The organism is Salmonella sp. GDC200615, assembly GCF_050574145.1.
In the GTDB taxonomy this organism is placed as follows: domain Bacteria; phylum Pseudomonadota; class Gammaproteobacteria; order Enterobacterales; family Enterobacteriaceae; genus Salmonella; species Salmonella enterica.
This window is the reverse complement of sequence record NZ_CP192247.1, coordinates 1,359,494-1,372,439: the sequence shown is the minus strand read 5'-3', so window position 1 is coordinate 1,372,439 and position 12,946 is coordinate 1,359,494. Positions and strand designations below refer to the sequence as shown.

The window sequence follows — 12,946 nt, the reverse complement described above, 5'->3', positions numbered from 1 at the left end:
TTTTTCCGGGTTCTTTTAAAAATCAGTCACAAGTAAGGTAGGGTTATGATTTCAGGCATTTTAGCATCCCCGGGTATCGCTTTCGGCAAAGCACTGCTGCTGAAAGAAGACGAAATCGTCATTGACCGGAAAAAAATTTCTGCCGACAAGGTTGATCAGGAAGTTGAACGTTTTCTGAGCGGTCGTGCCAAGGCATCTGCGCAACTGGAAGCGATCAAGACAAAAGCTGGTGAAACGTTCGGTGAAGAAAAAGAAGCCATCTTTGAAGGGCATATTATGCTGCTCGAAGATGAGGAGCTGGAGCAGGAAATCATAGCCCTGATTAAAGATAAGCACATGACGGCTGACGCAGCCGCACATGAAGTTATCGAAGGTCAGGCCACTGCCCTGGAAGAACTGGATGATGAATACCTGAAAGAGCGCGCGGCTGACGTACGTGATATCGGTAAGCGCCTGCTGCGCAACATCCTGGGTCTGGCCATTATCGATCTGAGCGCGATTCAGGAAGAAGTTATCCTGGTTGCCTCTGACTTGACGCCGTCAGAAACCGCGCAGCTGAACCTGCAGAAAGTGCTGGGCTTCATCACCGACGCGGGCGGACGCACGTCTCATACCTCCATCATGGCGCGTTCTCTGGAACTGCCAGCGATCGTAGGTACCGGTAGCGTCACCGCTCAGGTGAAAAACGGCGACTATCTGATTCTGGATGCCGTAAACAACCAGGTTTACGTCAACCCGACCAACGATGTTATTGAGCAACTGCGCGCCGTCCAGGAGCAGGTTGCGACCGAGAAAGCGGAACTCGCAAAACTGAAAGATCTGCCGGCAATCACGCTGGATGGACATCAGGTTGAAGTTTGCGCCAACATCGGTACCGTTCGTGACGTTGAAGGCGCTGAGCGTAACGGCGCGGAAGGCGTTGGTCTGTATCGTACTGAATTCCTGTTCATGGATCGCGACGCGCTGCCGACGGAAGAAGAGCAGTTTGCCGCCTATAAAGCGGTCGCTGAAGCGTGCGGCTCGCAGGCGGTTATCGTCCGTACCATGGATATTGGCGGCGACAAAGAGCTGCCGTACATGAACTTCCCGAAAGAAGAGAACCCGTTCCTGGGCTGGCGCGCCGTGCGTATCGCCATGGATCGCAAAGAGATCCTGCGTGACCAGGTTCGCGCGATTCTGCGTGCCTCCGCTTTCGGTAAATTGCGCATTATGTTCCCGATGATCATCTCTGTTGAAGAAGTTCGCGCGCTGCGCAAAGAGATTGAAATCTACAAACAGGAACTGCGTGACGAAGGTAAAGCATTTGACGAAAGCATTGAGATTGGCGTGATGGTGGAAACACCGGCTGCGGCGACAATTGCGCGTCATTTAGCCAAAGAAGTTGATTTCTTTAGTATCGGCACCAATGATTTAACGCAGTACACCCTGGCAGTTGACCGTGGTAATGATATGATTTCACACCTTTACCAGCCAATGTCACCGTCCGTACTGAACTTGATCAAGCAAGTTATTGATGCTTCTCATGCAGAAGGTAAATGGACTGGCATGTGTGGTGAGCTTGCAGGCGACGAACGTGCTACACTTCTGTTGCTGGGGATGGGTCTGGACGAATTCTCTATGAGCGCCATTTCTATCCCGCGCATTAAGAAGATTATCCGTAACACGAACTTCGAAGATGCGAAGGTGTTAGCAGAGCAGGCTCTTGCTCAACCGACAACGGACGAGTTAATGACGCTGGTTAACAAGTTCATTGAAGAAAAAACAATCTGCTAATCCACGAGATGCGGCCCAATTTACTGCTTAGGAGAAGATCATGGGTTTGTTCGATAAACTAAAATCTCTGGTTTCTGATGATAAGAAAGACACCGGAACTATTGAGATTGTTGCCCCGCTCTCTGGCGAGATCGTCAACATCGAAGACGTGCCGGATGTAGTTTTTGCTGAAAAAATCGTTGGTGATGGCATCGCTATCAAACCAACCGGTAACAAAATGGTCGCCCCTGTTGACGGTACCATCGGCAAAATCTTTGAAACCAACCATGCGTTCTCTATCGAATCCGATAGCGGCATTGAGCTGTTCGTTCACTTCGGTATCGACACCGTTGAGCTGAAAGGCGAAGGCTTCAAGCGTATTGCTGAAGAAGGTCAGCGCGTGAAAGTTGGCGATCCGGTCATCGAGTTCGATCTGCCGTTGCTGGAAGAAAAAGCCAAGTCTACCCTGACTCCGGTTGTTATCTCCAACATGGATGAAATCAAAGAACTGATCAAACTGTCCGGTAGCGTGACCGTGGGTGAAACTCCGGTTATCCGCATTAAGAAGTAATTCTTGGCGCAGTGAAGAATGGCGCCTTTGGGCGCCATTTTTTTTGCCTGTAGGCCGAATAAGGCGCTTGCGCCGCCATCCGGCGATGGTGTGGCGCACTGCCTGATGGCGCTACGCTTATCAGGCCTACAAGGTTGCGAACATTTCAGCGCCAATCCACGGGTTACAACTGCGAGGTCACCGGGCGAAAGCACTTCTCGCGCATCAGGATCTTCATCCCCTCCGGGCCACTCTCCAGCATCCTGCGTTCGGAATCGGACACTTGCAACTCGCACTGATAGCCGCCAGTGATGCCAAACATCGCCCGCGCCACGCAGATATCTTCCAGCGCGTCCAGCCCGCTCGTTTCAAAATGCCCCACGATACGTCCCTGCTGGCGAACCACCAGCCGATAACTCTTCATCGCGCCTCCCCTGCCGGCGGCAGAATTAACTCATCACAGCCACACTGCTGTGTCCAGGTCATCACCTCCAGCACGCGCTGCGCCGCATCTTTTGCCGCGGTCGTCAGTTTTTTCCCCTGCACAATACCGCTGACCAGCTCGGCGCAGAAGAGATCTCCCGTCCCTTTTAACTCCGTCGCCACCCGCGGATGGGCAAAGACCTCCACGACCTGCGCAGTAACGACCGCAACCGTTATGGTCTCCAGAGACTCGCCCGGCGCGCTGGTGATAACCACCCATTTCAACGTATCGGAAAGCAGCGATTGCGCCGCCGCCACCGCCTCTTCCAGCGTGCGGCACGGTTTACCACTCAGCATCTCCAGCTCAAATACGTTCGGCGTTAGCCCCTGCGCCTGCGGCAACAAATGCGTGCGATAAGCCTGCGGAATTTCCGCCTGCACATACATTCCACTGTCGGTATCGCCAATGACCGGATCAACAAGAATACACACCTCCGGATGCGAAGCCCGGATCGCCATTAGCCACTTCGAAAGCAAGACAATTTGGTCTGCGCTGCCCATGTAACCGGTGGTAATCGCTTTTAATTCACGTAGCGCATCGCGCTCATTCAACGCCGTAAGGTAGCCTGCAAACCACTCGGCGGGAATAATGCCGCCATAAAAGGTTTTATAGTGCGGCGTATTGCTGAATAGCACCGTCGGGACCGCCGTCACGCGTAGTCCCTGCGCTTTAATGGCCGGAACAGCGATACTGTTGCCTACGCTGCCGTACACGACCTGTGACTGGACGGCGACGATATCGGTCTGTAATGCCCGATGGTTGTCGTCGAAGAGCACTGACTGAATATCACTCTCTTGTCCCATAAAATTTTCCTCTCGCTGGACAGCAGGCTACCGCCTCATTATCATTGTCATATGCTAAAATTCATTTTGTCATAGGTCAATAATGATCGACGGAAAAACCGCTAACGAAATTTTTGACAGTATCCGTCAACACATTATCGCCGGCACGTTACGGGCGGAGGATTCGCTCCCGCCGGTACGGGAGCTGGCAAGCGAATTAAAGGTGAACCGCAATACCGTCGCAGCGGCGTATAAACGGCTGATAACGGCGGGACTGGCGCAAAGTTTAGGCCGCAATGGGACGGTGATTAAAGGCAGTCCGTCTCCCGTAGCGCTGGAAGGCGGCGATCCGCATACGCCTCTGCACGACCTTTCCGGCGGCAATCCCGATCCGCAGCGTCTGCCTGACCTTAGCCGTTATTTTGCCCGTCTCAGCCGCACGCAGCATCTCTACGGCGATGCGCCCGTTTCCCCTGAACTACACGCCTGGGCGGCGCGCTGGCTACGGGATGCCACCCCCGTCGCAGGCGAAATTGATATCACCAGCGGAGCTATCGACGCCATTGAAAGACTGCTTTGCGCGCATCTGCTGCCGGGCGACAGCGTCGCGGTGGAAGATCCCTGTTTTTTAAGCAGTATCAATATGCTGCGCTATGCCGGTTTTAGCGCCAGCCCGGTCAGTGTGGATAGCGAAGGAATGCAGCCTGAAAAGCTGGAACAGGCGCTAAACCAGGGCGCGCGGGCAGTGATCTTAACGCCGCGCGCGCACAACCCTACCGGCTGTAGCCTGAGCGCTCGCCGTGCCGCTGCGCTGCAAAATATACTGGCGCGTTACACTCAGGTAGTGGTCATTATCGACGATCACTTCGCCCTGCTTTCTTCGTCGCCCTGGCAGCCGGTTATTGCGCAGACAACGCAACACTGGGCGGTGATACGCTCCGTTTCCAAAACCCTCGGCCCCGATTTACGTCTTGCTATTGTCGCCAGCGACAGCGCGACCTCGGCAAAACTTCGGCTGCGGCTAAATGCCGGTAGTCAGTGGGTCAGCCATCTGTTACAGGATCTGGTCTACGCCTGCCTGACCGACCCTGAGTATCAGCACAGGCTGGCGCAAACGCGGCTGTTTTACGCCACTCGGCAACAAAAACTGGCCCGCGCCCTACAGCAATATGGCATCGCCATTTCTCCCGGCGACGGCGTGAATGCCTGGCTCCCGCTGGACACCCATAGCCAGGCTACCGCGTTTACGCTGGCAAAATCCGGCTGGCTGGTACGTGAGGGAGAAGCCTTTGGCGTAAGCGCGCCGTCTCACGGTCTACGTATCACGCTGTCGACATTAAATGACAGCGAGATCAACACGCTGGCGGCTGATATCCATCAGGCGCTAAATCGCTAACAGGAGAAAATAACGTGCGAGTTCATTTTGTTGTCCATGAGTCGTTTGAATCCGCTGGCGCTTATCTGAAATGGGCTGAAGATCGCGGTTATACCATTTCATGGTCGCGCGTCTATGCCGGAGAAGCGCTACCGCCCAATGCCGATGAGTTCGATATGCTCGTGGTATTTGGCGGTCCGCAGTCGCCGCGCACCACCCGCGAAGAGTGCCCGTACTTTGACTCTCGCGCCGAACAGCACTTAATTAATCAGGCGATTACGGCCCGGCGAATGGTTATCGGCATTTGTCTTGGTTCGCAGCTCATTGGCGAGGCGCTGGGCGCCGCGGTGTGCCAAAGTCCGGAAAAAGAGATTGGCCACTACCCTATTACGCTCACTGAAGCCGGTCTGCGGCATCTGCTTATCGCCCACTTTGGCTCACCGTTAACCGTCGGCCACTGGCACAACGATATGCCAGGACTCACCGATCAGGCGACCGTGCTGGCCGAAAGCGAAGGCTGTCCACGTCAGATAGTGCAGTACGGTAATTTTGTCTACGGTTTCCAGTGCCATATGGAATTTACCGTCGAGGCGGTTGAAGGATTAATCCAACATTCGCAGCAGGAGCTGGCCGACGCGCAAGGGAAGCGTTTTATCCGCTCGGTTGCCGAAATGCGCGCATGGAATTACCAGCAAATGAATGAAAAGCTGTGGCGTTTTCTGGATGAACTCACGCTGGCGCACTCACAAAAATAACCCCACCAGGAGTGCAACTTATTACCCGGCTAACGGTCTGAGGTACAGTGATTATCGCATGAAAAAGGATTTTACCATGAAGAAAATTGTCTGCGCCGTCGTTGCGCTCCTGCTGACCCTACCCGCCTGGGCGAAGCTAAACGCCCACGAAGAAGCGCGCATTAACGCCATGCTGAATGCGCTGGCGCAGAAAAAGGATCTGACCTTCGTTCGTAACGGTGATGCGCATAACTGCGAGGAAGCCGTATCGCACCTGCGCTTAAAACTGGGTAACACGCGCAATCGTATCGACACCGCCGAACAGTTTATCGATAAAGTCGCGTCGTCGTCGTCCATCACCGGAAAGCCCTATATCGTTAAAATTCCCGGTAAAAGCGATGAAAACGCGCAGCCTTATTTACATGCGCTTATTGCGGAAACGGATAAAACGGTTGCGCCGTAAGGGAAGTAAACCGCAGCAATGAAGCTGGCGGTGCGCAATGGGTTATTCTCATGCAACAGACCTGCCAGGCAGATCTGTTGCTTAAAAAGTAGAGCAGGATTAACGCTTATAAGTACTCAAATCAATTGTCTGCTCGTTACACCGCCCTTCTTTCGTGTCGTATTTTTGCAGGTATTCCTTCGCCAGTTTCTCCGCCTGTTTTCGTTCATCGGAACTCATACTGTTCTCAAAACGTCCCCTGTCTATCAATCCCCATTTAGAACCTCGCGTCGCTGCTACCGTGAGCCATGCCCACGCCTGAACATATTCGTGTCGATAAGCATAAGTCGCACCAATATTTTGCTGGGCGGTACACTGACCCTTTTTAGCGGCATCAGTAAAATAGGCAAATGATTTTTCCATTATCCACTCTACTGAACGGTGCTCATCCTCGGGGGCAACATGTCCATGCTCATATAACACGCCCAGATTATTTGTCGCTTTTGCGCTCCCTTGAGCTGCAGCTTTTTGATACCAAAAAACGGCTTTCTCCACATCACGCTCCACACCATCGCCAATATGATATTTACGGCCCAGTTGAAACTGCGCATTCATATCCCCTCGATCTGCCTGTTGCTGTAACTCATCCAACGAGGTTTCTGCATAGGCAAGAGGGGCAATGGCGTAAAACAAACCGACAAAAATCAGTGTCCGGAAAGCAAATTTCATGAAATTAATTCCTTTAATTACGTAGCGTCATCATCCTTTTTGACGTGTTTTTATACCTAAAGATAGCTTTCTGTGTGTCTGATTCCGCACCATCGACAATGTGATATTTCCGGCCCAGTTGGAATTGTGCGGTCATATCCCTTTTGCAGTCACTTATCCAATGAGTTTCAGTTTGAACAGAGGAGACATGGTGCAACTAGCAGGAAAAACTGCGCTATTCCTGGTCAATTTCATAGCATTGGCGATCATATCTAAATCCCTGCCCCCTGGCTGAAATGCTCTTCACCAAACACGCCGGTCGAAAGGTAACGGTCGCCGCGATCGCAGATGATCGCCACCACTATCGCGCCGGGCGTGGCTCGTGCGACGCGTAACGCGCCCGCTACCGCGCCGCCGGAACTCACGCCGCAGAAAATGCCTTCACGAACGGCCAGTTCACGCATGGTGTTTTCGGCATCATTCTGATGAATATCCAGCACCTCATCTACCAGCGAGGCGTTAAAAATGCCCGGCATATATTCCGCAGGCCAGCGGCGAATGCCCGGAATACTGCTGCCCTCTTCCGGCTGTAGGCCAACGATGGTGACCGGTTTTTCCTGCTCGCGCAGAAAACGCGACACGCCGGTAATGGTGCCGGTCGTGCCCATGCTGGAGACAAAATGGGTGATGCGACCTGACGTTTGCCGCCAGATTTCCGGGCCGGTGGTCGTGTAGTGGGCGTAGGGATTATCAGGATTATTAAACTGATCGAGCAGTTTGCCCTCGCCTCGCTCAGACATAGCGAGCGCTAAATCGCGCGCCCCTTCCATTCCCTGCTCTTTAGTGACCAGAATCAGTTCCGCGCCATAGGCCCGCATTGCCGCCCGACGCTCCTGGCTCATGTTGTCTGGCATCAACAGCTTCATGCGATAACCTTTCAGCGCGGCGATCATCGCCAGCGCAATGCTAGTGTTGCCGCTGGTCGCTTCAATCAGGACATCGCCCGGTTTAATTTCCCCGCGCTTTTCCGCCTCGACAATCATCGATAGCGCCGCGCGATCTTTCACCGATCCTGCCGGATTATTGCCTTCCAGCTTGACCCAGATTTCACTGCCGTTATCCGGCCCCAGACGTTGTAATTTGACCAGCGGCGTATTGCCGATGGTTTGTTCTAATGTATTCACGTTTTCAGCTCGTAAAAAAGCCCGGTATGCGTAGCGCCACCGGGCGATAACTATACAAATTAACCTATCAGGCCGATTGCGCCAGAGCAAGTTCCTCTTCACGCGTTTCAATACGCTGGTCGCCGTTATACAGACGCGCTTTTTGCAGTCCAACAAACAAACGCTCGCCGCGAACCGGAACATCCTCACCCGCCATCACCACCGTCAGCGGATCGTGATACCACCCCAGCGGCTGCACCACTAGCTGTGTATAGTGACCTTTCGGGCTGGCCTCAATGACCTGTACTGGTAGCGGAGAATCCAGGCTGGTGCGGCGGCTAATATCCACCTCCCACGGACGCAGGAACAGATCGACCGGCCCCTGGTACGCGGGCGTATAACCCAGCGGCCAGCGATGCGCGCCAACGTGAAACTGCCCGCCGCGGACGGTGCCTGTCAGGCGGTTCACCTCGCCCATAAACTCCAGTACGAAGCGGGTTGCCGGTTCACGCCACACCCGATCCGGCGCATCAGCCTGTTCGATATTGCCCTGACTCATCACCACCACCCGATCCGCCACTTCCGTCGCTTCTTCCTGATCGTGGGTGACAAAGACGCTGGTGAATTTCAGTTCTTCATGTAGCTGGCGCAACCAGCGACGTAACTCTTTACGTACCTGGGCATCCAGCGCGCCAAAGGGTTCATCCAGCAGTAGAATTTGCGGTTCTACGGCAAGCGCGCGCGCCAGCGCCACACGCTGTTTTTGTCCGCCGGAAAGCTGGGCGGGGAAGCGATACGCGAGGTGCGCCAGTTGCACCATCTCCAGTAATTGCATCACTTTCGTTTTAATCGCCGCCGCAGTTGGACGGTCGCGTCGCGGCAGCACCGTCAGGCCAAAAGCAATGTTGTCAAACACCGTCATATGGCGAAACAGCGCATAGTGCTGAAACACAAAACCGACTTTACGCTCACGCGCGTGCAGGCGGCTAACGTCCGTACCGTGGAAACGAATATGGCCGCTGGACTGATGCTCCAGCCCGGCAATAATGCGCAGCAGCGTCGTTTTGCCGGAACCTGACGGCCCCAACAAGGCAACCATCTGGCCGGAAGGAATATCCAGCGAGATATCATTTAGTACCTGAGTACGACCAAACGATTTCTTAATTCTGGCGATCTCAATGCTCATGATTTTCCTCCTGTTGCGCGCGTTTTTCCTGATTCTCCAGACGCCATTGCAACATGCTCTTCAAAAACAGGGTAATAATCGCCATTAGCGTCAACAATGCGGCGGCGGTAAAGGAGCCGACGGTGTTGTAGTCCTGCTCCAGTAATTCAATCTGTAACGGTAGCGATAACGTTTCGCCGCGAATCGAGCCGGACACCACCGACACCGCGCCAAACTCGCCAATCGCGCGGGCGTTGGTTAATACCACGCCGTAGAGTAGCGCCCAGCGAATATTCGGCAACGTCACGCGGCGAAACATTTGCCAGCCGGATGCGCCCAGCAAAATAGCCGCCTCATCTTCCTGACTGCCCTGGCTGAGCATTACTGGCACCAGTTCGCGCACCACAAACGGACAAGTGACAAAAATAGTGACCAGTACCATCCCCGGCCAGGAGAACATCATTTGTAAATTATGCTCATCCAGCCAGCCGCCCAACGGGCCGTTGGAACCATAAAACAGCAGATAAACCAGACCGGCCACCACCGGCGAGACGGCAAAGGGAATATCCAGCAGGGTCAGCAGTAGCTGACGTCCGGGGAAGTTAAAGCGCGTCACCAGCCACGCCAGCAGAATGCCGAACACCAGATTCACCGGCACTGCGATCAAGGCAATCAACACCGTCAGCCAGATGGCGTGCAGCATGTCCGGATCGGCCAGATTTTGCAGTACCGGCATTAACCCTTTGCTGAACGCCTGCACGAAGATGTAAATCATCGGCACCAGCAGGATAAACGCCGAAACCAGCATCCCGACGCCAATCAAAAACCATTTTCCCCAGTTAATGCGGGGGACGTCGTATCGCTTCAATTGAGTCACTTCCGCCATTAATGACCTACCACACGTCGACCAAAGCGACTTTGCAGAGTGTTAATTGAGAACAGCAGCAGCAAGGATGCCGCAAGGATCACCGAGGCAATGGCGCTGGCGGCGGGGTAATCAAACTCCTGCAAACGCACAAAAATCATCAGCGAGGTCACTTCTGTTTTCCAGGCGATATTTCCGGCGATAAAAATCACCGCGCCAAACTCGCCCAGGCTACGGGTAAAAGAGAGCGCCACGCCGGCAATCAGCGCAGGCGACAGCTCAGGCAGCACGACTTTGCGAAAACTTTGCAGCCGGGTGGCCCCCAGCGTTTGTGCCGCTTCTTCATATTCCGGCCCCAACTCTTCCAGTACCGGCTGGACGGTGCGCACCACAAATGGAATGCTGGTAAAGGCCATCGCCACCGCAATACCGAGCCAGGTATAGGTCACTTTGATATCAAACTACGCAAGAAACTGACCGTAGAAACCGTTCACTGAGAACAGCGAGGCCAGCGTTAACCCCGCCACCGCTGTCGGCAGCGCAAACGGCAGATCCATCAGCGCATCCAGCAACGTGCGCCCTGGAAAACGGTAGCGGGTTAAAATCCACGCCATCAGCAGGCCAAACACGCCGTTAAAAATCGACGCTACAAATGCCGCCAGTAGCGTCACTTTATAGGCAGCCACCACCTGTGGGTTGGTCACGACATCCCAGTATTGCGCCCAGCTCATCTGTGAGAGCTGCATCACCAGCGCGCTCAACGGCAACAGTAGGATCAGGCAGACAAACAGCAAACTGGTGCCGAGGCTTAACGTAAAGCCGGGCAGCACGCGTCGGGAAGAAACGGCAAGCATTACTTACGCCCCGCCGCCAATAGTTTGTCCAGCTCGCCGCCGCTGGCAAAGTGCGTTTTCATCACTTCCGGCCAGGAACCAAACTTGTCTTCCACGCGGAACAGTTCGGTCTGCGGGAATTTATCTGCTTGCTTGCCCATGATTTCCGGGTTATTCACGCGGTAGTAGAAATCGGTAATGATGGTCTGCGCCTGCGGGCTATACAGCCAGTTCAGGTAAGCTTTGGCGGCTTTTTCTGTGCCGTTGGCCTGCACGTTTTTATCCACCCAGGCGACCGGGAATTCAGCAAGAATGTTCGTTTTCGGGATCACCACTTCAAATCCCTGGGCTTCATATTGTTTGCGGATGTTGTTCACTTCCGATTCAAAACTAATCAGCACATCGCCCAGACCACGCTCGGCAAAGGTAGTCGTAGCGCCGCGGCCGCCGGTATCAAACACTTCGACGTTTTTCAGGAACTGGGTCATAAACTGTTCGGTTTTGGCTTTATCGCCGCCGTCCGCGTTATCCGCCGCGCCCCATGCCGCCAGATACGTGTAACGGGCGTTGCCGGAGGTTTTCGGGTTAGGGAAAATCAGCTTCACGTCGGAACGTACAAGATCGCTCCAGTCGTGAATATTTTTCGGGTTCCCCTTGCGCACCAGGAAGCCCATCGTGGAATAGAATGGCGAACTGTTGTTCGGCAGACGGCTTTGCCAGTCGGCAGGGATCAGTTTGCCTTTATCATGGAGAATCTGTACGTCGGTCACCTGATTGTAGGTGACGACGTCTGCCTTCAGTCCCTGCAAAATCGCCAGCGCCTGTTTTGATGACCCGGCATGAGACTGCTTAATCGTCAGCTTATCGCCGCCGTTATCCTTCTCCCATTGTTGCTCAAACGGCGGGTTAAGGGCGGCAAACAGCTCGCGGGAGACATCGTATGAGCTGTTCAGCAGCTCCGTTGCCTGCGCCTGCCCTGCCAGTAACAGCATTGCTGCCAGCGTCAGGGGTCTCTTTTTCAGTAAATTAACAGCCATTGCGCACCCTTATAAATTTAATGACTTTCTTATGGTCATCATATTTATAACCAGCGCTAAAGGAGTAACGGTTTTATATACCGTTTGATGATTTGAAAGTTGAAAAGGGAATAAGAGAATCCCTCCCCACGCGGCGTGAGGAGGAGACCGGCATCAATCAGACGCCTACGCTTACGCTTTCAGGCAGGGTACTGCCGCCATCAATGACGTTTTGCGTTCCGGTAAGATAGCTGGACTCATCGGAAGCCAGAAATGCCGCCAGTTCCCCTACTTCCAGTGGATCGGCAAGGCGGCGTAGCGGAATGGCTTTTGCCATTTCCGTTAATACCGACTCCGGATCGTCAGGATTAGACTGACGGGCAATGCTTTCCGCCATCGGCGTTCTTACATAACCGGGGCAAATGGCATTCACGCGAATACCGGACTGCGCATACTCTACCGCCAGCGATTTGGTTAAACCGACAATGGCGGCTTTTGACAGCGCATAGGCCGTTTCACCCGGGTCCGCCACCATATCTCCCGTGACGGAAGACATCATCACAATGCGGCCATCTTTACGTTTAATCATCTCCGGCAGGACGGCTTTGGTGACGTTCCAGACACCTTTAATATTAATATCAATGTGGAAATCGCGATCTTCTTCACTCATATCGAGGAAGTTGCCCAGACGGCACACGCCAGCGTTATTCACCAAAATATCAATTCTACCTTCAGTCTCTTTGGCGCGCGCAACCGCCGCCTGCACCGAAGCAAAATCTCTGACGTCAGCCTTAACGGCAGTACAGCGATGCCCGCGCCCGCCCAGCTCATCCGCCAGTTTTTCAATCTCATCGGAGATATCCAGCAAGATTAAGTTCGCGCCGTGGCGTGCGAATACGCGAGCGATCCCTTCGCCAATGCCCTGCGATGCGCCCGTAATCAATGCTGTCTTGCCCGTGAGTTTACCCATTTTCAATGTCTCCTTTTGAATATGGAGTCTTACACTCCATTAACACTGAAAATACAGTAATAACAAATAAGTGCTGAGGAATAGCTCACTAATTCAGGTAAATATTA

General features: G+C 53.7%; 13 protein-coding genes and 1 pseudogene. 5 read left to right on the top strand and 9 right to left on the bottom strand.

The annotated features are described in order from the left end of the window. Window positions 1-45 precede the first annotated feature (45 nt). Both ptsI and crr read left to right on the top strand, forming a co-directional pair. Window positions 46-1,773, top strand: a complete 1,728-nt coding sequence (ptsI, locus tag ACQ29O_RS06320; protein WP_000623120.1) for a phosphoenolpyruvate-protein phosphotransferase PtsI — start codon at window positions 46-48, stop codon at window positions 1,771-1,773. Between the two features lie 40 nt (window positions 1,774-1,813). Beyond that, window positions 1,814-2,323, top strand: coding sequence for a PTS glucose transporter subunit IIA (crr, locus tag ACQ29O_RS06315; RefSeq protein WP_000522253.1), 510 nt, complete (start codon window positions 1,814-1,816; stop codon window positions 2,321-2,323). A 163-nt stretch (window positions 2,324-2,486) separates the two neighbouring features. Here crr and ACQ29O_RS06310 read toward each other — a convergent pair whose 3' ends face one another. Then, the gene (locus ACQ29O_RS06310; RefSeq protein ID WP_000844542.1) at window positions 2,487-2,726 is read right to left on the bottom strand and encodes a hypothetical protein; all 240 of its coding nucleotides are present in this window, start codon (window positions 2,724-2,726) and stop codon (window positions 2,487-2,489) included. Further along, window positions 2,723-3,589: a pyridoxine/pyridoxal/pyridoxamine kinase gene (gene pdxK, locus ACQ29O_RS06305; protein ID WP_000529613.1), complete on the bottom strand. Its 867-nt coding sequence runs from the start codon at window positions 3,587-3,589 to the stop codon at window positions 2,723-2,725. The genes ACQ29O_RS06310 and pdxK overlap by 4 nt, the downstream gene beginning before the upstream one ends. Window positions 3,590-3,671: 82 nt before the next feature. Here pdxK and ptsJ point away from each other — a divergent pair, with 82 nt between their 5' ends. Genes ptsJ through ACQ29O_RS06290 form a run of 3 tightly spaced genes read left to right on the top strand, consistent with a single transcriptional unit; the run spans window position 3,672 to window position 6,140 of the window. Further along, window positions 3,672-4,964: a transcriptional regulator PtsJ gene (ptsJ, locus tag ACQ29O_RS06300; protein WP_000565127.1), complete on the top strand. Its 1,293-nt coding sequence runs from the start codon at window positions 3,672-3,674 to the stop codon at window positions 4,962-4,964. A gap of 14 nt (window positions 4,965-4,978) precedes the next feature. Next, entirely contained in the window at window positions 4,979-5,698 is a 720-nt protein-coding gene (locus ACQ29O_RS06295) for a GMP synthase (RefSeq protein ID WP_001263748.1), read from the top strand. 58 nt (window positions 5,699-5,756) lie between these two features. Then, window positions 5,757-6,140 carry a YfeK family protein gene (locus tag ACQ29O_RS06290; protein WP_000710732.1) on the top strand — a complete coding sequence of 128 codons (384 nt, stop codon included), beginning with the start codon at window positions 5,757-5,759 and terminating at the stop codon, window positions 6,138-6,140. A gap of 99 nt (window positions 6,141-6,239) precedes the next feature. Here the strand turns inward: ACQ29O_RS06290 and ACQ29O_RS06285 are convergent, their stop codons facing one another. The 7 genes and pseudogenes from ACQ29O_RS06285 to ucpA form a co-directional block, all read right to left on the bottom strand. Continuing rightward, window positions 6,240-6,848 (bottom strand): tetratricopeptide repeat protein, encoded by a 609-nt coding sequence (locus ACQ29O_RS06285; RefSeq protein WP_000666525.1) that lies wholly within the window; start codon window positions 6,846-6,848, stop codon window positions 6,240-6,242. Between the two features lie 251 nt (window positions 6,849-7,099). Continuing rightward, complete coding sequence (gene cysM, locus ACQ29O_RS06280; RefSeq protein WP_001747086.1) at window positions 7,100-8,011, bottom strand: cysteine synthase CysM; 912 nt, start codon at window positions 8,009-8,011, stop codon at window positions 7,100-7,102. 67 nt (window positions 8,012-8,078) lie between these two features. Beyond that, window positions 8,079-9,176, bottom strand: coding sequence for a sulfate/thiosulfate ABC transporter ATP-binding protein CysA (gene cysA / locus ACQ29O_RS06275; RefSeq protein WP_000021066.1), 1,098 nt, complete (start codon window positions 9,174-9,176; stop codon window positions 8,079-8,081). After that, window positions 9,166-10,041: a sulfate/thiosulfate ABC transporter permease CysW gene (gene cysW, locus ACQ29O_RS06270; RefSeq protein WP_000852705.1), complete on the bottom strand. Its 876-nt coding sequence runs from the start codon at window positions 10,039-10,041 to the stop codon at window positions 9,166-9,168. Before cysW ends, cysA begins: the two co-directional genes overlap by 11 nt. Beyond that, window positions 10,041-10,874: pseudogene (gene cysT, locus ACQ29O_RS06265) on the bottom strand (sulfate/thiosulfate ABC transporter permease CysT). Before cysT ends, cysW begins: the two are co-directional and overlap by 1 nt. Then, window positions 10,874-11,890 carry a thiosulfate/sulfate ABC transporter substrate-binding protein CysP gene (gene cysP / locus ACQ29O_RS06260; RefSeq protein ID WP_020936858.1) on the bottom strand — a complete coding sequence of 339 codons (1,017 nt, stop codon included), beginning with the start codon at window positions 11,888-11,890 and terminating at the stop codon, window positions 10,874-10,876. The pseudogene cysT and the gene cysP overlap by 1 nt, the downstream one beginning before the upstream one ends. 157 nt (window positions 11,891-12,047) lie before the next feature. Further along, entirely contained in the window at window positions 12,048-12,839 is a 792-nt protein-coding gene (ucpA, locus tag ACQ29O_RS06255) for an SDR family oxidoreductase UcpA (RefSeq protein ID WP_000517460.1), read from the bottom strand. Between the last annotated feature and the right edge of the window lie 107 nt (window positions 12,840-12,946).

Coding starts and splice junctions, on each gene's coding strand:
- crr (WP_000522253.1), top strand. CDS start 1,814: ATGGGTTTGTTCGATAAACTAAAATCTCTGGTTTCTGATGATAAGAAA.
- ucpA (WP_000517460.1), bottom strand. CDS start 12,839: ATGGGTAAACTCACGGGCAAGACAGCATTGATTACGGGCGCATCGCAG.
- cysW (WP_000852705.1), bottom strand. CDS start 10,041: ATGGCGGAAGTGACTCAATTGAAGCGATACGACGTCCCCCGCATTAAC.
- ptsJ (WP_000565127.1), top strand. CDS start 3,672: ATGATCGACGGAAAAACCGCTAACGAAATTTTTGACAGTATCCGTCAA.
- cysP (WP_020936858.1), bottom strand. CDS start 11,890: ATGGCTGTTAATTTACTGAAAAAGAGACCCCTGACGCTGGCAGCAATG.
- ACQ29O_RS06290 (WP_000710732.1), top strand. CDS start 5,757: ATGAAAAAGGATTTTACCATGAAGAAAATTGTCTGCGCCGTCGTTGCG.
- ACQ29O_RS06310 (WP_000844542.1), bottom strand. CDS start 2,726: ATGAAGAGTTATCGGCTGGTGGTTCGCCAGCAGGGACGTATCGTGGGG.
- ptsI (WP_000623120.1), top strand. CDS start 46: ATGATTTCAGGCATTTTAGCATCCCCGGGTATCGCTTTCGGCAAAGCA.
- ACQ29O_RS06285 (WP_000666525.1), bottom strand. CDS start 6,848: ATGAAATTTGCTTTCCGGACACTGATTTTTGTCGGTTTGTTTTACGCC.
- pdxK (WP_000529613.1), bottom strand. CDS start 3,589: ATGGGACAAGAGAGTGATATTCAGTCAGTGCTCTTCGACGACAACCAT.
- cysA (WP_000021066.1), bottom strand. CDS start 9,176: ATGAGCATTGAGATCGCCAGAATTAAGAAATCGTTTGGTCGTACTCAG.